Source organism: Mycobacterium sp. 050272 (assembly GCF_039023525.1).
Taxonomy (GTDB): Bacteria; Actinomycetota; Actinomycetes; order Mycobacteriales; family Mycobacteriaceae; genus Mycobacterium.
In genome coordinates, this window is sequence record NZ_JBCHKV010000016.1 from 48231 (window position 1) to 70407 (window position 22177).

General features: G+C 67.5%; 24 protein-coding genes and 1 other RNA gene. 12 read left to right on the top strand and 13 right to left on the bottom strand.

What is annotated here, in order from left to right; translation table 11 throughout:
• Window positions 1-741 carry a maleylpyruvate isomerase N-terminal domain-containing protein gene (locus tag AAHS21_RS24590; RefSeq protein WP_342930150.1) on the bottom strand — a complete coding sequence of 247 codons (741 nt, stop codon included), beginning with the start codon at window positions 739-741 and terminating at the stop codon, window positions 1-3.
• A 105-nt stretch (window positions 742-846) separates the two neighbouring features.
• On the opposite strand from AAHS21_RS24590, the gene AAHS21_RS24595 reads away from it, so the two are divergent.
• Entirely contained in the window at window positions 847-1959 is a 1113-nt protein-coding gene (locus AAHS21_RS24595) for an epoxide hydrolase family protein (RefSeq protein ID WP_342930151.1), read from the top strand.
• Between the two features lie 37 nt (window positions 1960-1996).
• Here AAHS21_RS24595 and AAHS21_RS24600 read toward each other — a convergent pair whose 3' ends face one another.
• Both AAHS21_RS24600 and AAHS21_RS24605 read right to left on the bottom strand, forming a co-directional pair.
• Complete coding sequence (locus AAHS21_RS24600) at window positions 1997-2392, bottom strand: VOC family protein (protein WP_342930152.1); 396 nt, start codon at window positions 2390-2392, stop codon at window positions 1997-1999.
• A gap of 60 nt (window positions 2393-2452) precedes the next feature.
• A complete protein-coding gene (locus AAHS21_RS24605) occupies window positions 2453-3265 on the bottom strand; it encodes an oxygenase MpaB family protein (RefSeq protein ID WP_342930153.1) in 813 nt (270 codons plus the stop codon).
• 190 nt (window positions 3266-3455) lie between these two features.
• On the opposite strand from AAHS21_RS24605, the gene AAHS21_RS24610 reads away from it, so the two are divergent.
• A complete protein-coding gene (locus tag AAHS21_RS24610; RefSeq protein ID WP_342930154.1) occupies window positions 3456-4391 on the top strand; it encodes a cobalamin biosynthesis protein in 936 nt (311 codons plus the stop codon).
• A gap of 74 nt (window positions 4392-4465) precedes the next feature.
• Here the strand turns inward: AAHS21_RS24610 and AAHS21_RS24615 are convergent, their stop codons facing one another.
• The 3 genes from AAHS21_RS24615 to AAHS21_RS24625 are packed head-to-tail and all read right to left on the bottom strand — an operon-like array spanning window position 4466 to window position 6403.
• Complete coding sequence (locus AAHS21_RS24615; RefSeq protein ID WP_342930155.1) at window positions 4466-5290, bottom strand: SURF1 family protein; 825 nt, start codon at window positions 5288-5290, stop codon at window positions 4466-4468.
• A complete protein-coding gene (locus AAHS21_RS24620; RefSeq protein WP_342930156.1) occupies window positions 5290-5781 on the bottom strand; it encodes a low molecular weight protein-tyrosine-phosphatase in 492 nt (163 codons plus the stop codon). The genes AAHS21_RS24615 and AAHS21_RS24620 overlap by 1 nt, the downstream gene beginning before the upstream one ends.
• Window positions 5774-6403: an HAD-IA family hydrolase gene (locus tag AAHS21_RS24625; RefSeq protein WP_342930252.1), complete on the bottom strand. Its 630-nt coding sequence runs from the start codon at window positions 6401-6403 to the stop codon at window positions 5774-5776. The genes AAHS21_RS24620 and AAHS21_RS24625 overlap by 8 nt, the downstream gene beginning before the upstream one ends.
• Window positions 6404-6528: 125 nt before the next feature.
• Here AAHS21_RS24625 and cobC point away from each other — a divergent pair, with 125 nt between their 5' ends.
• Genes cobC through AAHS21_RS24650 form a run of 5 tightly spaced genes read left to right on the top strand, consistent with a single transcriptional unit; the run spans window position 6529 to window position 11218 of the window.
• A complete protein-coding gene (gene cobC / locus AAHS21_RS24630; protein ID WP_342930157.1) occupies window positions 6529-7596 on the top strand; it encodes an Rv2231c family pyridoxal phosphate-dependent protein CobC in 1068 nt (355 codons plus the stop codon).
• Entirely contained in the window at window positions 7593-8729 is a 1137-nt protein-coding gene (locus AAHS21_RS24635; protein WP_342930158.1) for a Nif3-like dinuclear metal center hexameric protein, read from the top strand. Before cobC ends, AAHS21_RS24635 begins: the two co-directional genes overlap by 4 nt.
• Window positions 8729-9466, top strand: coding sequence for a zinc ribbon domain-containing protein (locus AAHS21_RS24640; RefSeq protein ID WP_342930159.1), 738 nt, complete (start codon window positions 8729-8731; stop codon window positions 9464-9466). Before AAHS21_RS24635 ends, AAHS21_RS24640 begins: the two co-directional genes overlap by 1 nt.
• Window positions 9463-10602 carry a bifunctional RNase H/acid phosphatase gene (locus tag AAHS21_RS24645; RefSeq protein WP_342930160.1) on the top strand — a complete coding sequence of 380 codons (1140 nt, stop codon included), beginning with the start codon at window positions 9463-9465 and terminating at the stop codon, window positions 10600-10602. The genes AAHS21_RS24640 and AAHS21_RS24645 overlap by 4 nt, the downstream gene beginning before the upstream one ends.
• A 16-nt stretch (window positions 10603-10618) precedes the next feature.
• The gene (locus AAHS21_RS24650; RefSeq protein ID WP_342930161.1) at window positions 10619-11218 is read left to right on the top strand and encodes a TetR-like C-terminal domain-containing protein; all 600 of its coding nucleotides are present in this window, start codon (window positions 10619-10621) and stop codon (window positions 11216-11218) included.
• 5 nt (window positions 11219-11223) lie between these two features.
• Here the strand turns inward: AAHS21_RS24650 and AAHS21_RS24655 are convergent, their stop codons facing one another.
• Both AAHS21_RS24655 and AAHS21_RS24660 read right to left on the bottom strand, forming a co-directional pair.
• Window positions 11224-11418 (bottom strand): ferredoxin, encoded by a 195-nt coding sequence (locus AAHS21_RS24655; protein ID WP_342930162.1) that lies wholly within the window; start codon window positions 11416-11418, stop codon window positions 11224-11226.
• Window positions 11415-12584: a cytochrome P450 gene (locus AAHS21_RS24660; RefSeq protein ID WP_342930163.1), complete on the bottom strand. Its 1170-nt coding sequence runs from the start codon at window positions 12582-12584 to the stop codon at window positions 11415-11417. Before AAHS21_RS24660 ends, AAHS21_RS24655 begins: the two co-directional genes overlap by 4 nt.
• A gap of 109 nt (window positions 12585-12693) precedes the next feature.
• On the opposite strand from AAHS21_RS24660, the gene rnpB reads away from it, so the two are divergent.
• Window positions 12694-13097: RNase P RNA component class A (gene rnpB, locus AAHS21_RS24665), an RNA gene on the top strand.
• A gap of 7 nt (window positions 13098-13104) precedes the next feature.
• On the opposite strand, the gene AAHS21_RS24670 is transcribed toward rnpB, so the two are convergent.
• Complete coding sequence (locus AAHS21_RS24670; RefSeq protein WP_342930164.1) at window positions 13105-14673, bottom strand: CYTH and CHAD domain-containing protein; 1569 nt, start codon at window positions 14671-14673, stop codon at window positions 13105-13107.
• Window positions 14674-14846: 173 nt separating this feature from the next.
• Window positions 14847-15089, bottom strand: a complete 243-nt coding sequence (locus AAHS21_RS24675; protein WP_342930165.1) for a hypothetical protein — start codon at window positions 15087-15089, stop codon at window positions 14847-14849.
• 140 nt (window positions 15090-15229) lie between these two features.
• Here AAHS21_RS24675 and AAHS21_RS24680 point away from each other — a divergent pair, with 140 nt between their 5' ends.
• Window positions 15230-15598 carry a heme-binding protein gene (locus AAHS21_RS24680; RefSeq protein WP_342930166.1) on the top strand — a complete coding sequence of 123 codons (369 nt, stop codon included), beginning with the start codon at window positions 15230-15232 and terminating at the stop codon, window positions 15596-15598.
• 1 nt (window position 15599) lies between these two features.
• Here the strand turns inward: AAHS21_RS24680 and panB are convergent, their stop codons facing one another.
• Window positions 15600-16451: a 3-methyl-2-oxobutanoate hydroxymethyltransferase gene (gene panB, locus AAHS21_RS24685; RefSeq protein WP_342930167.1), complete on the bottom strand. Its 852-nt coding sequence runs from the start codon at window positions 16449-16451 to the stop codon at window positions 15600-15602.
• 232 nt (window positions 16452-16683) lie between these two features.
• On the opposite strand from panB, the gene AAHS21_RS24690 reads away from it, so the two are divergent.
• Window positions 16684-18240 carry an alpha/beta hydrolase gene (locus tag AAHS21_RS24690; RefSeq protein ID WP_342930168.1) on the top strand — a complete coding sequence of 519 codons (1557 nt, stop codon included), beginning with the start codon at window positions 16684-16686 and terminating at the stop codon, window positions 18238-18240.
• Window positions 18241-18335: 95 nt separating this feature from the next.
• The gene (locus AAHS21_RS24695; RefSeq protein ID WP_342930169.1) at window positions 18336-19895 is read left to right on the top strand and encodes an alpha/beta hydrolase; all 1560 of its coding nucleotides are present in this window, start codon (window positions 18336-18338) and stop codon (window positions 19893-19895) included.
• Between the two features lie 13 nt (window positions 19896-19908).
• Here AAHS21_RS24695 and AAHS21_RS24700 read toward each other — a convergent pair whose 3' ends face one another.
• Both AAHS21_RS24700 and AAHS21_RS24705 read right to left on the bottom strand, forming a co-directional pair.
• Window positions 19909-20094 (bottom strand): hypothetical protein, encoded by a 186-nt coding sequence (locus AAHS21_RS24700; protein WP_342930170.1) that lies wholly within the window; start codon window positions 20092-20094, stop codon window positions 19909-19911.
• A 189-nt stretch (window positions 20095-20283) separates the two neighbouring features.
• A complete protein-coding gene (locus tag AAHS21_RS24705) occupies window positions 20284-20475 on the bottom strand; it encodes a hypothetical protein (RefSeq protein WP_342930171.1) in 192 nt (63 codons plus the stop codon).
• A gap of 345 nt (window positions 20476-20820) precedes the next feature.
• On the opposite strand from AAHS21_RS24705, the gene glnA reads away from it, so the two are divergent.
• A complete protein-coding gene (gene glnA / locus AAHS21_RS24710; RefSeq protein WP_025735084.1) occupies window positions 20821-22161 on the top strand; it encodes a type I glutamate--ammonia ligase in 1341 nt (446 codons plus the stop codon).
• The last annotated feature ends 16 nt before the right edge of the window (window positions 22162-22177 follow it).

The window sequence follows — 22177 nt, forward strand, 5'->3', positions numbered from 1 at the left end:
TCACTCGCAGAGATCGTCGGCGGGCGGCCGCACCGCGACCGTGTGGAAGATCGGCTGCAGCCCCGCGGGGTCGCCAACCCAGGGCAGATTCGCCAGCTGACGGCGGCTGCGCCGGCCGCTGAAGACGCGCAGCGCCTCGAAATCGCTGAGTTCGACCGCGATTTGGCCGGGCGCCGAGGCGGGGTCGCCGAGTTGTGTGGTTCCCGTGGTCGGGGTCGTCAACCGCAGGCAAGGATACGCATTGCGCCGGATGGTCCGGTCGATCATCGTCGTCAGGAATCCGACGGCCACCGCGAACGCCGGATCCGCTGTCCGAGAACCGGGTTCGCCGAGCGCGCCCCGGATGTCGTGTTCATGGGTAAGGGCGTCGAAAACTGCTTGGGCAGCAACGAGTTTCGGGCTGCCGGTCACGAATTGGATGACCGTCTCGGTGGCCGCCGCCCACAGGTCGAGCACCTCGTCGAGGCGGTGGCCGGCCAGCCGGTCGAGCTGGGCTTGGGTCCATTCGTCGGTGCCCACACCGGCGAGGTTGCCCGCGACCACGTCCTGGGCGGTACCGGCCAGGTGGCACACCGTCTGGCGAACGGACCACCCGGGACAGGCCGGCACGGCGCGCTCGCATACGTCGGTGCGGCCCCGCAGCAACGCATCGACGCGGCCCTGCACGGTGCGGTATGCCGCCGCGGCGTCGGTGCTGGACCGCAGGTGGCGCCGCGGGCCGGTAGCGATCGCGTCGCTCATGGCGGACACGCTACAGAAATATTAAGAGAACTGTAAGGGCTTCGCGCGAGACGACGGCCGCGGGGCGGCTGTCGCCGGGATCATCGCCGGCGGCACTATGAGTGCGTGAAGCCGTTTCGAATCGACGTTCCCGATGACGTACTCGAGGATCTGCGGTCGCGCCTGGCGCGCACTCGATGGCCGGAAGCCGAGTGTGTGGACGACTGGAGTCAGGGCATTCCGCTGGCCTACACCCGCGAGCTTGCCGACTACTGGGCCAACGAATACGACTGGCGGTCGCGCGAGGCCGCGCTCAACCGCTTCGATCAGTTCGTCACCGATATCGAGGGGCTGGACATTCATTTCATTCACCAGCGATCCCCGCACGCCGACGCCTTCCCGCTGGTGATCACGCACGGCTGGCCGGGCTCAATTGTGGAGTTCCACAAGGTGATTGAGCCGCTGACGAATCCGGCGTCCGGCCGTGCCGAGGACGCTTTCCACGTGGTGTGCCCGTCGCTGCCCGGATACGGCTTTTCCGGTAAGCCCACCCGTACCGGGTGGGGCGTGCAGAAGACCGCACAGGCCTGGGAACAGCTGATGGTCCGGCTGGGATATCAGAACTACGGCGCCCAGGGCGGCGACTGGGGGGCGGCGGTCACCACGCAGATCGGCCGAAACCGGGGACACTGCACCGCAATTCACCTGAACATGCCGATCGGCCGTCCGGGCAACCTGGACAACCCGACCGAGCAGGAGAAGGCCGCGCTGGCCGCGATGGCTGAGCACCGCGAGTGGGGCACCGGCTATTCCAAGCAGCAGTCCACCCGGCCCCAGACGCTGGGCTACGGTCTGGCCGATTCACCGGTCGGTCAGTTGGCCTGGATCATCGAAAAGTTCTGGGCCTGGGCCGATTGCGACGGGCATCCGGAGAATGTCATCAGCCGAGACGAGTTACTCGACAACGTGATGGTCTACTGGGTCAACAACGCGGCCACGTCGTCGGCGCGGATGTACTGGGAGAGCTTCCGCAACTTCGGCGCGGGCAGTCGAGTCGAGTTGCCCACCGGCGTCGCCGCTTTCCCGGGCGAGTTGCTGAAGATGCAGCGCAGCTGGTGCGAGCCGAACTACAACATCACGCACTGGACCGACATGCCGCGCGGCGGTCACTTCGCGGCGTTCGAGCAACCCGAGTTGTTCGTCGAGGACGTGCGCGCGTTTTTCGCGACGGTCCGCTAGGCGCTCAACCGTCCAGGGCGGGCGCGGGCCCGCTGCGTCACCCAGGCAGGGCGAAGAACTCCAGCGCGATGCCGTCGGGGTCGCGGAAACTCAGGCCCGAGCCGTAGGACGCGTCGACGATGCCGCCGTGGGCGATGCCGAGCTCGTCGAGCCGGGTGACCCATTCTTCGAGTTCGGCGCGGTTGGCGCAGCCGAACCCGACATGGTCCAGGCCGACGCGATGTTCGCTGAACGTCTCCTCGGGCGCCTCGTGGTCGTGTTGATGGATGCCGAACACCGTGCCGTTGGGCAGCAGCCACACCTGATGGCGGAATCCGGCGTCGGTGTGCTCGTCGAGCATGGGATCGGTCCCGAGTAGATCGCGATACCAGGGGCCGCTGACGCCGATGTCACGCACCGTGACCGCGACGTGGTTGAGGGCGGGGAAGGTCATGACTCGACTTTACGAGCCGAGCGCGACCTTTCCATCTGGTCGCCGTGCCGGCGTCGCCAGCTAGACGATCCGCCAGCCGCGGCGCGCCCGAAATCGCATGTCCCACAGGTAGAGCTGATAGCCGAAGAGCCACGCGCGGTGCGGGATGAACCGATCGGCCAGCCGCAAGGCCGACAGCAGCCACTCGAACCGGCGCTGTTGACGCTGCGACCAGTCCAGCTGCATCATCGCCCGGAACTCCGGGGCCAGGAACCCCGTTGTCGCGAACAGGTTGAGCGGACCGGCCAGCATTCGCATCGGCCACGGCAGAAACGCCATGGCGGCCACGCCGCGCAGGTGCTCGCGCACCGGCGGGTCGATGCGCAGCTCGTCGAGCGAACGCTTCCAGTACTCGTCGAACGCGACGAGGTCCGGCGGCCACATCCGCTCGGGCACCTGCAACGTCGTGCCCAACCGCTTGGCGTCCTGATAGACCGCCTCGGCGCTGGCCTCGTCCAGTGGGCCATGGAGGTACTCGCGCTGATCGACGAAGTAGCGATACAGGCAGGCGGCCACCCACAGCTGCAGCTTGGGGTCGAACGCGTGGTAGGACACCGGGCTGACCGCCGTGGACCGGACCTGGCGGTGCACGACGTCGACGGCGTCGCGGATCAGCGCTCGGTCGGACTCCGTCCCGATGGTCGCCACCGCCAGATAGGTGCCGGTGGTGCGGGCCCGCTTGAACGGGTGCTTGTAGACGTTGCCGCTGTCGACCGGGCTTTCCAGCACGCCGTAGCCGACACCCGGCAAGGACAACTGCATGATCACGTTCGCGGCGGGCAGCAGCAGCGCGGCCGCGTTGAGCAGGTCGGCGACCCGGGTCACGGGCTTCATGCACCCGAGTAGACCAGACGTTAGTTCCGGCCGGAAGTGGGCATCTGTGGACTCATGGACCTCGATACGTCGTTACTGCTGTGGTGGGTGCTGGCCGGCACCGCCGTCGTGGCCGCGGTCCTGATCGTCGTGTCGGTCGCCTAGCGGCGCGCCCGCACGGCGCATGTGAGACGCTGCCGAGGTGGTTGCGATGCGGACCCGGATCGCCGGCGTGCTGGTCGGCTACCTGGTTGACCTCGCGCTGAGCGACCCGAAAAGGGGCCATCCCGTCGCGGCATTCGGCGACGCGGCCGCCAGGCTGGAGCGGTTCACCTATCGCGACGCCAAGATCGCCGGTGCAGTGCACGTGGGCCTCGCGGTCGGCGCGGTGGGGCTGATCGGCACGGCCGTGGCGCGGACCGCCGCAAATCGGAATCCGCTGTGGTCGGTCGCCGCGACCGCAACCGCGACCTGGGTCGCCTTGGGCGGAACGTCGTTGGCGCGCACCGGCCTGGACATGGCGCAGCTGCTCGATCGCAACGACGTCGAGGCCGCGCGGCGCCTGCTGCCGTCGTTGTGCGGGCGTGACCCGTCCCGGCTGGACGGTTCGGGGCTGACCCGCGCGGCGCTGGAGTCCGTCGCTGAGAACACCTCCGATGCGCAGGTGGCGCCGCTGCTGTGGGGGAGCGTGGGCGGGGTGCCCGGCGTGCTGATGTACCGCGCGATCAACACCCTGGACGCGATGATCGGCCACCGCTCGCCCCGGTACATCCGATTCGGTTGGGCCGCAGCACGATTGGACGACGCAGCCAACTACGTGGCCGCCCGGGTAACAGCGGTGCTGGTAGTGGCGTGCGCACCGCTGGTCGGCGGGTCGCCGCTGGGCGCGGCCGCGGCCTGGCACCGCGACGCGGTTCGTCATCCCAGTCCCAACGCCGGCGTGGTCGAGGCGGCTTTCGCGGGCGCGCTGGGCGTGCGGCTGGGCGGGCCCACGCAGTATCACCACGAGTTGCAGATCCGCCCGACCCTGGGCGACGGGCGTCAGCCCGTCGCGGCCGATCTGCGCCGCGCGGTCGCGTTGTCGCGAGCGGTGCAGCTGGCGGCCGCAGCGGGTGTGGCGGCCTTGAGTGTGCATCGGCGGCGCTGAGTGTGCGCCGCGGGCGGGAAGATTGCCAATTTCCCACCATCAGTGCACGGTGGAAACCGTCATCGCACGTGTTGTTACCGGCGGCGGCCATAGCGGTCGGCGAGTTTCTCCTCGACGCTCATCGGGGTTTCGGGCGCTTTTGTCTGTTTTTCCTGACGCCGGATCCGGATTTCGGAGTAGGCGAAATAGGCCAGCCCGATCGGGGCCAGAATGCCGAACGAAATCCACTGGATGCCGTAGGACAGGAACGGTCCGGCGTCGAGGTGCGGCACGCCGATCAAGCCGAGACCACCCGGCTGGTCTTCGACCAGTTGCAGATACGACCCGGCCAGCGGCACCTTGGTCAGCACCGAGACCTGGTCGGTGTTGATCGAATACACCTGCTGCACACCGTCTCTGGAGAACGGCTCCTTGTCGGTAACCGCGGGCTCGGAGTCACGCAGTCGCGCCGTGATGGTCACCTTCTCCTGCGGCGGGCGGGGGATCGGCGGGACATGCGAGCCGGGCTCGGGACGCACGTAACCGCGGTCGACGAGCACGGTCGGCCCGTCGTCGACGACAAACGGGACCAGCACCTCGAAGGCCTGATCCCCCTCGACGGCCCGCAACCGGGCCAGCACCTCGACGTCGGGCAGGTAATGCCCGGTCGCGGTCACGCGTCGCCATTGTGCGGCCGGCGCCGACGAATCCTGGTGCGGCAACAAGGTTTTCAAGGGCACCGGTGCGGTGTTCAGCGAGTTCTCGATCTGGTGGTTTTCGCGCGACGTGCGGGCGTTCTTGCCCAGCTGCCACGGCGCGAGCACCATGAAGCACAGGTAGGTGAAGGCGATGACCACCAGGATCAGCGCTATCCAGCCGGGCCGGAGCAGGAATGCCAACCGTGCGAGAAAACGCCGCATCAACCGTGCCCGTTTTGCGCTAGCTGTTCGTCGACCCAGTCGTGCAGCCCGGGCAGTGCGGCCTCGATGACGGCCAACACCTCCTCGAAGTCGGCATGGTCGCCGTAGTAGGGATCCTCGACGTCGAGGGCATGGGCGCCCGATCGCGGGTCGAACGAGCGCAGCATCCTGATCCGGTCGTTGTCGACACCGAGTTGCTGCAGCATCCGAAGATGGTTGCGGCCCAACGCCACCACCAGGTCAGCGCCCAGGTGGTCGTCGTCGACCTGCGCGGCGCGGTGAGCGGTGGAGTAGCCGTGGGCCCGCAGCACCTTGGCCGCCCGCACGTCGGCGCCACTGCCGACGTGCCAGTTTCCGGTGCCCGCGCTGGTCACCCGCACCGCATCGGCGAGACCGCGCTGCCGCAGCTGATCGGCGAACATCTTCTCGGCCATCGGCGAGCGGCAGATGTTGCCGCTGCATACGAAAGTGACGTGCAAAGCCTCAGACACCCAGCGCCCTCCGCAGGTCGGCGATCGTCGCCGCGTGGGTAACTCCGGTCACGGCGTAGCCGTCGGCGAAGTCGGCCTTGCCATAGCCCCAGCCGACGACGACCGTGTCGATGCCGTGGGCGGCCGCCCCGTCGACGTCGTGGCTGCGATCACCGACCATCAGCACGCGCTCGGGCAGCGGCTGCAGCTGGGCCAGCGCGTGGGCCAGCACCTCTTCCTTGCTGCGGCGGGTACCGTCCGGGCACGCGCCGGCGATGACCTCGAAATGGTGATCGAGCGCGAAGTAGGCCAGGACCCGGCGTGCCGTCGGTTCCAGCTTCGAGGTGGCAACGGCCAACCGCACCCCGGCGGCGCGCAGATCGGCCAGCAGCGGCTCGATCCCCTCGAACAGGCTGTTGTTCGACCAGCCCCGGGCGCCGTACTCGGCCCGAAACGCCGTGAACGCCGCGTCGGCGTCCTCGCCGAGCATCAGCTGGAACGTTTCGTCCATCGGCGGCCCGACGATCTGGGCCACCAGGTCACCCTCGGGCACCTGGGCGCCGACGTGCTCGAGGGCATGGGTGAAGCTGGCGACGATGCCCGCCGCGGAATCGGTCAGGGTGCCGTCGAGATCGAAGATCACCAACTGCGGGACCTGGCCATCGGCCGAAACTGCGCGTGTCACGTCACCATTGTCCTCGATGGCCGGCGTCGCGGTGTGACGGTGTTGCTGCCGGGCTCCCAGGACGGCGCACTAGTGTTTCACGGATGGCGAGTCCGGACCCGAGCCCGCTGGCGATGGCGCGCTATCACGGTGATCAGGCTGCCGCGCCGGGCATGCTCGATTTCGCCGTCAACGTCAGGCATGCCCAGCCGCCGCACTGGCTGATCGAGCGGCTGGCCGCGCGGCTGCCCCACCTGGCACGCTACCCCGGCATCGAGGACCTGCACCGGGCACAAGACGCGGTCGCGCGGCGGCACGGCCGGGCCCGCGACGAGGTGCTGCCGCTGGCCGGGGCCGCCGAAGGGTTCGCACTGTTGCCCAACCTGCGGCCGGCCCGGGCGGCGCTGATCGCGCCCTCGTTCACCGAGCCGGCCGTCGCGCTGAGCGCGGCCGGTGTGCCGGTGCACCACGTCGTCCTGGACCCGCCGTTCGGCCTCGATGCAGCCTTTCAGGCTCACGGCGTGCCCGAGGACGCCGATCTCGTCGTGGTGGGCAATCCGACCAACCCGACCGGCGTGCTGCACCGCCGCGAGCAGCTGCTGGCGCTGCGGCGGCCCGGGCGGATCCTGGTGGTCGACGAGGCGTTCGCGGATTCGATTCCCGGCGAGCCGGAGTCGCTGGCCGCCGACTCGTTGGCCGACGTCCTGGTGCTGCGCAGTCTGACCAAGACCTGGGCGCTGGCCGGATTGCGGGTGGGCTATGCGCTGGGCGCCCCAGAGGTATTGGCGCGGTTGACCTCCCGGCGTGCGCACTGGCCGGTGGGGACGCTGCAGCTGACGGCCATCGACGCATGCTGTGCGGCCGACGTGGTTGCCGACGCGCAAGCCGACGCCGCACGGCTGATGCTGTTGCGCACCGAGATGGCGGCCGCTCTGACGGCGCTGGGCGCCGAGGTGGTCGACGGCCGCGCCCCGTTTGTCCTATTCCGCATCCCCGATGCCGTTCGCATGCGAACGGATCTGCACGACAAGGGGATCGCAGTGCGCCGTGGCGACACGTTCGTCGGCCTCGACGACGGTTATCTGCGGGTCGCGGTGCGCCAAGAGTGGCCGCTGCTGGTCCAAGCGATCTCGGAGGCCACGCCGGTCTCGCATGGTGGGAGGCAACGGTGAGCGCGCGGCTGTCCGACGTCATCGAGGTATTGGACGAGGCCTACCCGCCGCGGCTTGCTCAATCGTGGGATTCGGTTGGCCTGGTGTGCGGGGACCCCGACGATGTGCTGGATTCGGTGACAATTGCCGTCGATGCCACAGCGGCGGTCGTCGACGAAGTCCCCGAGGGGGGCCTGCTGCTGGCTCATCACCCACTGCTGTTGCGCGGGGTCGACACGGTCGCGGCCAACACGCCCAAGGGCGCGCTGGTGCACCGGCTGATCCGAAGCGGGCGTTCGCTGTTCACCGCGCACACAAATGCCGACTCGGCATCGCCCGGTGTCTCCGACGCGCTGGCGCACGCTCTTGGTCTCACCGTCGAGGCCGTGCTCGAACCCCTTTCGGAGCCGGGCGATCTCGATAAGTGGGTGATCTATGTACCGCGCGCGAACGCAGCAGCGGTGCAGGCGGCCGTGTTCCAGGCCGGCGCCGGGCACATCGGCGACTACTCGCACTGCAGCTGGAGCGTCAGCGGTATCGGGCAGTTCTTGCCGCATGAGGGCGCCACACCCGCGGTGGGCAGCGTCGGGACCGTCGAGCGGGTGGAGGAGGACCGGTTCGAGGTCGTCGCACCCGCGCGGGCCCGAGCGGCCGTGCTGGCCGCGATGCGCGCCGCCCACCCCTACGAGGAGCCCGCGTTCGACATCTTCGCCCTGGTGCCCGCGCCGGGTGAGGCCGGGTTGGGCCGTATCGGCATGCTGGCCCAACCCGAATCGTTGCGCGCCTTCGTCTCCCGGGTCGTTTCCGCGTTGCCGCGGACGTCCTGGGGCGTGCGGGCCGCCGGTGCCCCGGACCGGGTCGTGTCGCGGGTCGCGGTGTGCGGCGGCGCCGGAGATTCGCTGCTGAGCCTTGCTGCCCGCGCCGACGTACAGGCCTATGTGACCGCCGACCTACGCCATCATCCCGCCGACGAGCATTGCCGTGGGTCGGACGTGGCGCTGGTCGACGTCGCGCACTGGGCCAGCGAATTCCCCTGGTGCGCGCAAGCTGCCGAGGTGCTGCGGTCCCGTTTCGGTGCGGAACTGCCGGTACACGTGTCCACCACTCGCACCGACCCCTGGAATCTCGGCGACGAAACATGTGGAGATCAATGATGAAAGCCGAAGTAGCACAGCAGCGTTCGCTGTTGGAACTGTCCGAGCTGGACGCGGAGCTGACCCGGATCGCGCATCGGGCCACACGTCTGCCGCAGCGCGAGGCCATCGAGCGGATGCGCGCCGAACACGACGCCGCTAATGACCGGCTGGGCGCGGTGCGAATCGCGCTGGAGGACTTGGACTCTCAGGTGTCACGTTACGAGTCGGAGATCGCGGCGGTGCGCCAGCGCGAAGACCGCGACCGGTCGTTGCTGGAGTCGGGGACCACCGACCCCAAGCAGCTGGCGGACCTGCAGCACGAACTGGAAACCCTGACGCGTCGGCAGAGCAGCCTGGAAGATTCGCTGCTGGAAGTCATGGAACGTCGCGAGGAGTTGCAGGCCCAGGTGATCGCCGAGCAGGACGCGATGGAGGCATTGCAGGCCGAGCTGGCCGGAGCGCAGCAGGGCCTCGACGCCGCGCTGGCCGAAATCGACGAGACCCGCCAGGCGCACTCGTCGCAACGGGACCGGCTGGCCGCGGCACTGGACCCCGATTTGTCCGCCCTCTATGAGCGGCAGCGAGCCGGGGGAGGACCGGGCGCCGGGCCGCTGCTCGGGCATCGGTGCGGCGCATGCCGGATCGAGATCGACCGGGGCGAGCTGGCCCGCATCTCCGCGGCGGCCGACGACGACGTGGTGCGCTGCCCGGAGTGCGGCGCGATCCTGTTGCGGGTCAAGGCGCCCGGCCGATGAAGGTCGTCATCGAAGCCGACGGCGGGTCCCGCGGCAATCCCGGGCCGGCGGGCTACGGCGCGGTGGTGCACGCCGAGCACCGCGACACCGTGCTGGCCGAAAGCAAGCAGGCGATCGGCCGGGCGACCAACAATGTCGCCGAATACCGCGGGCTGATAGCCGGTTTGGAAGACGCCGTGCGGCTCGGTGCCAGCGAGGCTGACGTCTTCATGGATTCCAAGCTGGTGGTGGAGCAGATGTCGGGGCGATGGAAGGTCAAGCATCCCGACCTGATCGAGTTGCACGCCGAGGCGCGAAAGCTGGCGGTGCGTTTCGAACGGATCAGCTACACGTGGATACCGCGCGAACGCAACAAGCACGCCGATCGGCTGGCCAACGAAGCGATGGACGCCGCGGCCGAAGTGTGTTCGCAGGAAGCCGAGTCGGCGATCTCCGCGTCGGCGCCCACCGAATCCACAGCCGCTTCCGACGCGAAATCCGCTGCGACACAACCGTCGTCGCCGCCCGGTTGGACCGGAGCGCGCGGCACCCCGACCAGGCTGCTGTTGCTGCGCCACGGCCAGACCGCGCTGTCGGTGCAGCGGCGCTATTCCGGGCGCGGCAATCCGGAACTGACCGACCTGGGCCGCCGGCAGGCCCAAGCGGCGGCGCGGTATCTGGCAGAGCGCGGTGGAATCGCCGCGGTCATCTCCTCGCCACTGCAACGCGCCTACGACACGGCGTCCGTGGCGGCCAAGGCGCTGGGCCTGGACGTGGCCGTGGACGACGACCTGATCGAGACCGACTTCGGCGGCTGGGAGGGGCTGACGTTCGCCGAGGCCGCCGAACGCGATCCGGACTTACACACCCGCTGGCTGCGCGACACCAGCACGCAGCCGCCGGGCGGCGAGAGCTTCGATGCCGCGCTCGACCGGGTCCTGCAGGCGCGCGAGCGAATCCTGGCCACCTATCCCGGTGCCACGGTGCTGGTCGTCTCGCACGTCACGCCGATCAAGATGTTGCTGCGCCTGGCGCTGGATGCCGGACCCGAGATCCTGTACAGATTGCACCTCGACCTGGCATCCTTGAGCATCGCTGAGTTCTATTCGGACGGGGCATCTTCGGTGCGACTCGTGAATCAGACCGGCTACCTCTAGCCGCTAGGAGTAGTAGATGTCGGCGGATCAACCACCCGACGAATTGCCGGACGCCGTTCCGGCGGACGTCCGGGCGCAGGTGATGCCGGCGGTGCTCGACGAGTTGGCCCGCTGGGGCGTCGAGCGATTCAGCATCGAGGCACTGGCCGAGCGTCATCGCATCGACGCGGAAACGATTTACCAGCACTGGGGCGATCGTCAACGGCTGATCGTCGACGCAGCGCTCGCTGACCTCGAGACCTGGGGTGAGGTGCCGGACACGGGCTCGTTGCGCGGAGACCTGCAAGCTTTGGCCATCAGCGTCGCCAAGCGCGTCAACAACGACGTGGGCCGGGCATTCTTGCGGGCTTTGGTGATGGCGCCGCGTGGACGTCACGACGAAGAAACCCGAATGATGTTCTGGCGGGCCCGTTTCGCGGTGGTGCGCCAGATCATCGACCGGGCCAGGCAGCGCGGCGAACTACGCGACGGAATCACCACGGTGGCTGCCACCCAGGTTCTGTTGGCGCCCATCAACATTCGCGCGCTGTACTCCGACGCTGCTATCGAAGAGGAATACTGCTCGGCGATCGCCGATCTGGCCTACCACGCGATTGCCGGCAAACAGACCACATGAGCTAGTCAGCGCGACAACGTGATGGCTTGCTCCGGGCAGTTTTTCTCGCCGACGACGGCCTGTCCTTCCAACTCACCCGAGACGTCTTCGACGAGCACCACACAGTGGCCGACGTCGTCGGCGTCGAAGACCTCGGGTGCCAGGCTGTAACAGCGTCCGTGCCCGGTGCACAAGTCGGGATCGACCGAGACGCGCGTCATGACACCGGGAACACCAAGGGCAGTGTCTCGACCGACCGCAGCGCGGCTGTGTACGTCAGCTGCGTGCCGGGCTTGACCTCGTAATCCGGTATGCGCCGGTGGAATTCGCGTAACGCCACCCGCAGCTCCATCCGGGCCAGGTGAGATCCGAGGCAGCGGTGCGGGCCGCCGCCGAACGCGCGGTGCCGGTTCGGGCTGCGGCTGAAGTCCACCAACTCCGGATCGGGGAATTCGGCGGGGTCGGTGTTGGCGGCGCCGAGCAACGGGCTGACTCGCTCACCCTTGCTGATGGGACACCCGCCGATCTCGGTGTCCTGGACGGCGACGCGGGCCACGCCGGGCACCGGTGTCTCCCAGCGCAGCAGCTCCTCGATGGCACTCGGCAGGATGTCGGGCTGCTCGACGAGCTGGCGGCGGTGTTCGGGATGGCGCGCCAGGTAGACGAAAAAGCAGTCCAGCGAGTCGGTCACCGTGTCCAGCCCGGCGATCAGGAACAGGATGCAAATGTCGAGCAGCTCCTCGCGGGTCAGCGGTTTACCTTCCACGGTCGCCGCGATCATCGAGGACAGCACGTCGTCGCGCGGGTTGGCGATGTGGTCGTCGATGGCGCGCTCGAAATACGCATAGATCTGTTGCGCCGTAGGCGCACCGGACTCGTGACGCCGGTCAAACCCCGAGTCGCCCTCCGGCCGGATGATGCCGTCCTTCCACTCCAGGAACTGGTCGAGGTCCTCCAGCGGCAGGCCGAGCAATTGCAGGAAGACGGTGCAGGGCAGGGGAACGGCGAACTCTTCGTGGAAGTCGCATTCGCCCCGTCCGGCGAAGCGGTCGATCATCTCGTTGACCAGCTCGCTGACGCGTGGTTCGCGCCGGGCCATCTCTCGCGGGGTGAACAACGGATCGAGGATGCGGCGGTATTTCGCGTGATTGGGCGGGTCGATTTGCAGGGGAATCATCGGCCGGACGTTGCCAAGGTCGACGGCGTCCATGTTCGACGAGAACAACTCGGTGTGCTTGAGCGCCATCTCGATGTCGGCCAGGCGGCTGAGAACCCACGCCGACGGTGACCGGAACACCGGCGTGGTTTCGCGCAACGTCTTGTACATCGGCTGCGGGTCAGCAAGTCCCGCGAACGCCTGATCGACGTACCCGTCGGTTTCTGTCATGCGGTCAATGTGACACCAACATTGCTATTTAGGCAATGATGCAATAAATGCGGCCATGTCAAATGCCGCTGGTCAGCAGATTCCCCAGCGAGTACCGTGTTCGTGCGGACGAGTTGGCCGGGCGGCCGCGGACCGTCGCGAGGCGGTTCGAGGAAAGTCCGGACTTCACAGAGCAGGGTGATTGCTAACAGCAATCCGAGGCGACTCGCGGGAAAGTGCCACAGAAAACAAACCGCCACCCTCGCGGTGGTAAGGGTGAAACGGTGCGGTAAGAGCGCACCAGCATCCCGGGTGACCGGGGTGGCTAGGCAAACCCCACCCGAAGCAAGGTCAAGAAGGCCGCACCGAAAGGTGCGGCCGCGCAGGCGATTGAGGGTAGCTCGCCCGAGCCTGCGGGTAGGCCGCTCGAGGCACCCGGCGACGGTGTGTCCAGATGGATGGTCGCCGCCGTGCCGCCGTTGGTTACGCCGCGGCGGTGGGGAACAGAATCCGGCTTACAGGCCAACTCGCCCGCCCTTAGTCAGCGCGCTTTCTTGACCGACTTGTCGAGCTTGCGCAGCGCCTCGTCGAGCTGCTGGCGGCAGCTCTCGGCCAGATCCGACTCCTGCTGGTAGAGCAGGCCGTAGGTGAAGGTGTCTTCGCCCGCGGCATGTGCGGCGTCGGCCTGTTGGACCAGGTGCTCCCGGCTGACCACGCTGTCCTGGTGGTCCCCGAGCAGCGACTGGATGGCCTTGGCCTGCTTGGAGACGTCGTCCGCCCCGGTCGCCGCAGCCGTATAGCGAAGTCGCTTGGCGCGCTTACGAATTACGTGCAGCGCCTCGTCGCGATCGTGTTCTTCTTCGTCGTCGTCGGGCTCCTCGTCGGCGCCCGCGGCGAGCTGCTCTTCGTGCGCTTGCGCGGCCTGGTCCGCTTCGGCGGCCGCCTTGGCGGCCTTGCGTACCTTCTTGTACGCGGCGTCGATCGTGACCGGCGCCGGCTGCTCACCGGTCGCGGTCGTCGGCGTTTCGGCCACTATCGAATCGAGCGCGTCGAGCAGCCGGAAGTAGCGCTGCGACCGCATCGCGATCAGCGACCGCCGCAGCCCCGATTGATAGCGGCGCTTGGCGCCCTCGACCAGGCGTTCGCGCACCGGTCCCCGCACCAGCTCCGGTGAGAGCCGGTCCAGCTCTTGCTCGTAGCGCTGCGCGAGCACCTCGGCGTCGCGTGCCACGCCCAAGACGCCGGCGAGCTCGCGCAGCTCGTCGAGGACCCAAGCATGGGTGTCGTCGGACAATCCCGCTTGGGCGTCCTTGAGCAGGCTGCGGATTTTGCGGGTGGTGACCCGCATCTGGTGCACGGAGTCGAAGACATCGGCGCGCACCGCGCGGTCCCACACCACCAGCTCGTTGATTTGCTCGGCGATCGCCCGCTGCACCGGATCGTCGGGCGGTTCAGACCCGTTGGTCGGCAACGTCGTACCGAGCACCCGCGCCAGCTTGGAGGCATGATTCGCGGGTTCGCCGCCGGCATCCAGCAGCCGGTTGCTCAATCGGCTCAGCAGCTCGGTGTCGTCCGCCCCACGGGATTCGTCGAGCTCGAGTTCCCATTCCCGCCACTCCTGGACGACGGGCTCCGAGTCCGGGCTATCACTCGCATTGGCCGACCAGGCGCGGACGTGGTCATTGCTGAACTCCGCGAACGGCGCGCCCTCGGTGCCGTACAGCACCTGGCTTTCGCGCTGAGTCGTGATGCGGGCAACGGGTCGCAGCGGCCGGTCACGGACGATCGCCAGCACCACGTCCAGCAATTCGCTGGGCACGGTCTCGTCGTCCGCGGAGCCCAAAGGCATGCGGATCTCGGTGCGGGAGTCGGGCCCGGCCGGCAACTTCAGGTGCCAGCCGGCGTCGTGGCCGCCGGTGCGGCGACGCAGAGTGATCTTGTTGCGGGCGAGGTCCTGCGTCTGTGTATCGAAGTACATCGCGTCCAGCGATTGCGTCGGCAACTTCTCCACCCGGGCCACCGTCGCGATGCCTTCGAACGACGGTGTGACCGTCGAATCGAGGACGTCGAACTTGCGCTCGACCTCCAGATGACGCGAGGTTTCTGGCATTTTTTCGGCTCCATAAAGGGGGCGCGCCGACGGGGCATTACACGGTCATCGACGCTCGTAGCTGGTTACCCATAGGGTGCCACACCACACTTGCACCGCCGGCAGCGATCGTTGCTGCGGCGTGTCCGCGACCGCTGGCCTGGGCGGACGGATGCTTCCCGCCGCGCGATCGACTACGGGGGCGGGGGAGGCGGCGCAGTGTCCTCCGGCATCGGCGCGTAATCCGTCGGTGGCGGTACGTAGCGCTGGATCGCGTCGGCGACGTTGGCGCAACCGCTGACCGACACCCGCCGGCCGGCACCGACACAGACCGTGGCTTGGGCCCGCCCGGCGGATCCCGTCGCGACGACGATTCCGGGAATTGGCATCATCGCCAACACAGCCAGCAGTGTCCCGATCCAGCGGCGCCGATTCATTTCGCAAGAATATCGGCCCCGGCGGCCATGCGGCGGGGTTTTGTCTCTTTGCCACCTGAATGGATTTCGTCCATGGAATCGCCGAAACCGCTTATGGTTTGCGTGCGGGTAGGTATCGGTACCTGACGGAGGAGCTAACGATGGTGTTTTTCGCGCTCGCCACTTCGCGCGCGGTCGTCGGCGGAATTGCCGCCGGCGCGATCAGCGGTGCAATGCTTTTCGCCGCCGTGGGCTCGGCTCAAGCGGACCCGGAGCCGGGGCCGCTACCGCCGAACTGCACAGCAGCCGATCTCGCCCAGGTTTCCTCGGGCGTTGCCGCGGCGACGTCGGTGTATCTGTTCACCCACCCGGACGTCAACGCGTACTTCACCAGCCTAAAAGGCCAGCCGCGCAGCGAGATTGGCGATCAGATCAAGCAGTACATGGACGCCAACCCGCAAACCCACGCCGACCTTGAAGCAATTCGGCAGCCGCTGACCGACTTCAAGATTCGATGCCAAATGCAGTAGCTCAGAAGCAGTGTTCGTCGGCGGGGAAAACTCCGCCGGCCACTTCTTCGGCGTATTGAACAGCGGCCCGGCGTAATTCGTCGCCGACGTTGGCGAATCGCTTGACGAACCGTGCCGACTTGCCGCTGCTCATGCCCGCCATGTCCTGCCAAACCAGCACCTGCGCGTCGCAGTTCGGGCCGGCGCCGATCCCGACGGTCGGGATGGTCAGCTTGCCGGTGATCTGGGTGGCCAATTCGGCGGGCACCATTTCCATCACGACGGAGAACGCGCCGGCTTCGGCCACCGCGATCGCATCGTGCACGGTCTGCTCGGCCGCGTCGCCGCGGCCCTGCACCTTGAAGCCGCCCAGGCTGTTGACGCTTTGCGGGGTGAAGCCGATGTGGGCCATCACCGGGATGCCGGCCGCGGTCAGGCAGGCGATCTGCTCGGCGACCCGCTCGCCGCCCTCGAGCTTGACGGCATGCGCGCCGCCTTCCTTCATGAAGCGGGTGGCGGCGGCCAGCGCGGCGGTGGGCCCGGCCTCGTAGCTGCCGAACGGCAGGTCGGCGACCACGAGGGCGTGTGGGGCGCCCCGGACAACGCCGCGAACCAGCGGGATCAGCTCGTCGATCGAGACGGGCACCGTGGTGTCGTAGCCGTACACGACGTTGGCCGCCGAGTCGCCGACCAGCAAGACCGGGATGCCGGCCTCGTCGAAAACGCGCGCGGTCGAATAGTCGTAGGCCGTGAGCATGGCCCACTTGTGGCCTTCGGCCTTCATTTTCTGTAAGTGATGGGTGCGAATTTTGGTGCGGGGCGCCTTGGCGGCGTCATCCGCCGCGCTTGCACCGTAAACGTGCTGCTCAGACATCATTGTCCCTCAATGGTGGTCGGGTCGATCCTCGTGGCCGTTACAGGTCCCCGGGTTCGTCTGACGTGCGCCATTCTGCCATCTCTTCGGGGCGGTTGCACCGTCGCGGGAGTGTGAATCGTGCCATTGCGCGCGCCGGTGAGTTCCTGGTCGGCCCGGAATAACCACTGGTAGCCGACCTGCCGCGGCCGCTCACGAAAGTCTCAGGTTCTCTCTGGCAGCATGTGTTGGCATGAGTCTGACTCGCCGCGACAGGTTCGCGCGCATGCTTGCGGTCTCGACAGCGATCGCTGCCGTGGCGCTGCTGCTGGGGGGCTGCGTACGCGTTGTCGCCGGACATCCGCTGATGGCGGGCCCGAAATTGGGGCAGCCCGTGGAGTGGACACCGTGTCGGGTCATCAGCGGATCGGTGAAGCTTCCCGGCGGCGCCATGTGCGGCAAGCTCGCTGTGCCCGTCGACTACGACCACCCGGGCGGCGACGTCGCGACGCTGGCGATGATTCGCTTCCCGGCGACGGGCGACAAGCTGGGCTCGCTGGTGATCAACCCCGGCGGCCCCGGTGAATCCGGCATCGAGGCCGCGCTCGGCGTCGTCCAGACGTTGCCCAAGCGGGTCCGCGAGCGGTTCGACCTGGTCGGGTTCGACCCGCGGGGCGTGGGGTCGTCGCGTCCTGCGATCTGGTGTAACTCCGATGCCGACAACGACCGGTTGCGCACCGAGCCGAACGTCGACTACAGCCCGGCCGGCGTCGCGCATATGGAGGACGAGACCAAGCAGTTCGTCGGCCGCTGCCTCGACAAGATGGGCAAGGACTTTCTGGCCAACGTCGGGACCGTCAACGTCGCCAAGGATCTGGACGCCATCCGCGCGGCCCTCGGCGACGACAAGCTGACCTACCTGGGCTACTCGTACGGCACCCGGATCGGGGCTGCCTACGCCGAGGCGTTCCCGCACAACGTGCGGGCGATGATCCTCGATGGCGCCGTCGACCCCAACGCCGACCCGATCGAGGCCGATCTGCGTCAGGCCAAGGGATTCCAGGACGCGTTCAACAACTACGCCGCCGACTGCGCCAAGCAGGCGGCCTGCCCGCTGGGTACCGACCCGGCCAAGGCCGTCGACGTCTACCACAGCCTGATCGATCCGATGGTCGACCCGAACAATCAACTCGTCGGCAGGCCGATCCCGACCAAGGACCCGCGCGGGTTGAGCTACAGCGACGCCGTCGTGGGCACGATCATGGCGCTGTATTCGCCGACGCTGTGGCATCACCTGACCGACGGTCTGCGCGAGCTGACCGACAACCACGGCGACACGATGCTGGCCCTGGCCGACATGTATATGCGCCGCGATCAGAAGGGGCACTACTCCGACGCCACCGACGCGCGGGTCGCCATCAACTGCGTCGACCAGCCGCCAATCACCGACCGCGCCAAGGTAATCGACGAAGATCGCCGCTCCCGCGAGATCGCCCCCTTCATGAGCTACGGCAAGTTCACCGGTGACGCACCGCTGGGCACCTGCGCGTTCTGGCCGGTGCCGCCGACCAGCAAACCGCACTCGGTGTCGGCGCCCGGCCTCGCCCCGACCGTCGTGGTGTCAACCACGCACGATCCGGCGACGCCGTATAAGGCCGGCGTCGATCTGGCCAACCAGCTGCGCGGCTCGTTGCTCACCTTCGACGGCACTCAGCACACGGTCGTGTTCCAGGGCGACAGCTGCGTCGACGACTATGTGACGGCGTATCTGATCGGCGGCACCACCCCGCCGAGCGGCGCGAAGTGCTAGTGGCACCCGAAAGCTGATTCGCCGTGGCGACGCGCCGGGCCCGAGACCAAGGCGTGACCGATTCGCGCCGTCACAGGTACCGAAGGCTGCGACGATTGACAGCCATGTCGCGCCTGAGATCGCTGAGCTCGGTGCTGCTGTCGTTAGGTCTCTTGGTTACCGTCCAACCGGCGCTGCCCACCGCCGGCGCAACGCCGGAGCCCGGTGCCGGCCAGACCCCGAACCCGGCGCCGCCGGCCGCGGCGTCGCCGGCGAACTGGGGTAGTTGCAGCCAAGTTCTCAACGACAGCAGCCAGGTTCCCACCGCACAGTGCACCACCGTGTCGGTCCCGATTGATTACAGCAATCCCACTGGGGCACAAGCGAAGTTGGCGGTGATTCGGGTGCCGGCGACGGGCCAGCGGATCGGGTCGCTGTTGGTCAATCCGGGCGGACCCGGCGGGTCGGCTGTCGACATGGTCGCCGGAATGGCGCCGGATTTGCAGAACAGCGACATCACCCGGCACTTCGATCTGGTCGGGTTCGACCCGCGCGGTGTCGGGCACTCCACCCCCGCGCTGCGCTGCCGCACCGATGCCGAGTTCGACGCCTACCGGACCGAACCGATGGTCGATTACAGCCCGACGGGCGTGGCGCACATCGAGCAGATCTACCGGCAGTTGGCGCAGGAATGCGTGAGCCGGATGGGCAAAGACTTCCTGGCCAACACCGGCACCGCGTCCGTCGCGCGCGACATGGACATGGTGCGTCAGGCGCTGGGCGACCAGCAGATCAACTATCTCGGCTTCAGCTACGGCACCGAGCTGGGTACCACGTACCTCGAGCATTTCGCCGACCACGTGCGCACGATGGTGCTCGACGGTGCCATCGACCCGACCGTCGACCCGATCCAGGAAAACATCAGCCAGACCGCGGGATTCCAAACCGCTTTCAACGACTACGCCGCGGACTGCGCGCGCTCACCGGCATGCCCGCTGGGCACCGATCCGACCCAGTTCGTCAACCGCTACCACGCACTGATCGACCCGCTCGTGGCCAAGCCGGGACGCACGTCGGACCCGCGCGGCCTGAGCTATGCCGACGCGACCACCGGGACGATCAACGCGCTTTACACGCCGCAGCATTGGAAGTACCTGACCAGCGGCCTGCTCGGGTTGCAGCGCGGCAGCGACGCGGGCGACCTGCTGCTGCTCGCCGACGACTACCAGGGCCGCGACAAGCAGGGGCACTACGACAACGACCAGGACGCGTTCAACGCCATCCGGTGTGTCGATGCGCCGGCGCCGACGGATCCCGCGACCTGGGTAGCCGCCGATCAGCAGATCCGCCAGGCCGCGCCGTTCCTCAGCTACGGGCAGTTCACCGGCAACGCCCCGCGCGACCTGTGCGGCCTGTGGCCGGTCCCGGCGACGTCCGCACCGCACCCCGCTCCGGCGATGCCGCTCGGCAAGGTCGTCGTGGTCTCCACTACGCACGACCCGGCGACCCCGTATCAGGCGGGCGTGAGCTTGGCCCGCCAGCTAGGTGCGCCGCTGATCACCTTCGACGGGACGCAGCACACCGCGGTTTTCGGTGGAAACCAGTGCGTGGACGGCACCGTGATGCGCTATTTCGTCACGGGCACACCGCCACCGGCATTGCATTGCCAACCCTGAGCCGATCTACCGATCAGCGACCCTGAGCGTCCTGAAGCCCGCGGTTGATGCGCTCTTCGGCAAACGGGCTGCGGTCAGGGGTGGGCGCTTGGCAGCTGCATTGGAGCTGATTGAACGCGGGGTCCGCGGCAGCCGGCGCTGCCAGCCCCACGGCGGTGCCGAGAACGAGGGCGAAACCCGCCACTGCTTTGCTGATCATTCCTAGCCTCTCTAGCTGGGGCGTAGCCGCCTTGATTAGCCCCCGATTAGCCAAGGTGACAGGCGCCGAAGCGGCGGACAAGCGACACTGCCGGGCGCAGGCCGGATTCATACGAATTCGCCGCAGCCGTCGGAATTCAGATAAAGCAGTGGCGTTTCCGGCGCCACGACCAATAGCCTCTCCGCGGTCTCACCTGTTGAGCGCGTCTTGCAGGCCTTGGTTGATCCGGTCCTCGGTCGTCTGGCCCGGCACGGGCGGCGGCGTCTGGCAGGTGCAGCTGAGGTCGTTGAACGCGGGATCCGCCACGAGTGCCTGGCTCGGGCCTTGTCCCACAGCGACACCGACACCGATAGCTGTGACGGCGAGAAGTTTGGCGATCACGTTCAGTACCTCCTGCTGATGCCTCTTACTTGCGTGTAACTACTTTAACAGGTTACGTATTTCGGACGAACAACGGTAACCGCACCAGCCGGTTACGGATTTGGCGTGGGAGCCTGTGGCTGTCGATGCGGCCGACGGTACGGATTCGTCGCTGAGCCACTGCTGAGGAATCATCAGAATTCGGCCTGTGGCGCCCGATGCGCCGACACGACGAAATGGCGTCCCGGATGCGGGGTCCGCCGGGGCGTCCGGCGCGGGTGTTTGCGCTGGTGGCTGTAACAACAGTGCCGAGCACTAAGCACCCGTGTAACACGGAATTAACAGCAATTGCCTACTGTTCGACGTATGGATCGACAGAAGGAATTCGTCCTCCGCACGCTGGAGGAACGGGACATTCGCTTCGTCCGGTTGTGGTTCACGGACGTGCTCGGCTACCTGAAGTCGGTCGCCATCGCCCCGGCCGAACTCGAAGGCGCTTTCGAAGAAGGCATTGGCTTCGACGGATCCTCGATCGAAGGGTTTTCGCGCGTCTCGGAATCCGACACGGTGGCCAACCCCGACCCGTCGACTTTCCAGGTGCTGCCGTGGGCCTCGCCCAGCGGCCATCACCACTCGGCGCGGATGTTCTGCGACATCACCATGCCGGACGGCTCGCCGTCCTGGGCCGATCCCCGTCACGTGCTGCGACGGCAGCTGCAGAAGGCCAACGACCTGGGCTTCTCCTGCTACGTGCACCCCGAAATTGAATTCTTCTTGCTGAAGCCCGGCCCCAACGACGGAACTCCGCCGGTGCCGGTCGACAACGCCGGCTACTTCGACCAGGCCATCCACGACTCCGCGTCCAACTTCCGCCGGCATGCCATCGAGGCGCTCGAATTCATGGGCATCTCGGTGGAGTTCAGTCATCACGAGGGCGCACCCGGCCAGCAGGAGATCGACCTGCGATTCGCCGACGCGCTGTCCATGGCCGACAACGTGATGACGTTCCGCTACGTCATTAAAGAAGTCGCGATCGAAAATGGCGCACGGGCGTCGTTCATGCCCAAGCCATTCGGCGAACACCCCGGCTCGGCCATGCACACCCACATGAGCCTGTTCGAGGGCGACGTCAACGCCTTCCACAGCCCGGACGACCCGCTGCAGCTCTCGGATGTGGGCAAGTCGTTCATCGCCGGGATCCTCGAGCACGCCTCGGAGATCAGCGCGGTTACCAACCAATGGGTCAACTCCTACAAGCGCCTGGTGCATGGCGGCGAGGCGCCCACCGCGGCGTCGTGGGGGGCGGCCAACCGGTCCGCGCTGGTGCGGGTGCCGATGTACACCCCGCACAAGACGTCGTCGCGGCGCATCGAAGTCCGCAGCCCCGACTCGGCGTGCAACCCCTATCTGGCGTTCGCCGTGTTGCTGGCCGCCGGACTGCGCGGCGTGGAGAAGGGCTACGTGCTCGGTCCGCAGGCCGAGGACAACGTCTGGGACCTCACCCCCGAAGAGCGCCGCACGATGGGCTACCGCGAGCTGCCCACCAGCCTCGACAGCGCATTGCACGCCATGGAGGCCTCCGAGCTCGTCGCGGAAACGTTGGGGGAGCACGTCTTTGACTTCTTCCTGCGCAACAAGCGCACGGAGTGGGCGAACTACCGCAGCCACGTCACGCCTTACGAGCTGAGCACTTACCTGTCGCTGTAGCTCACAGAGGCCGCCG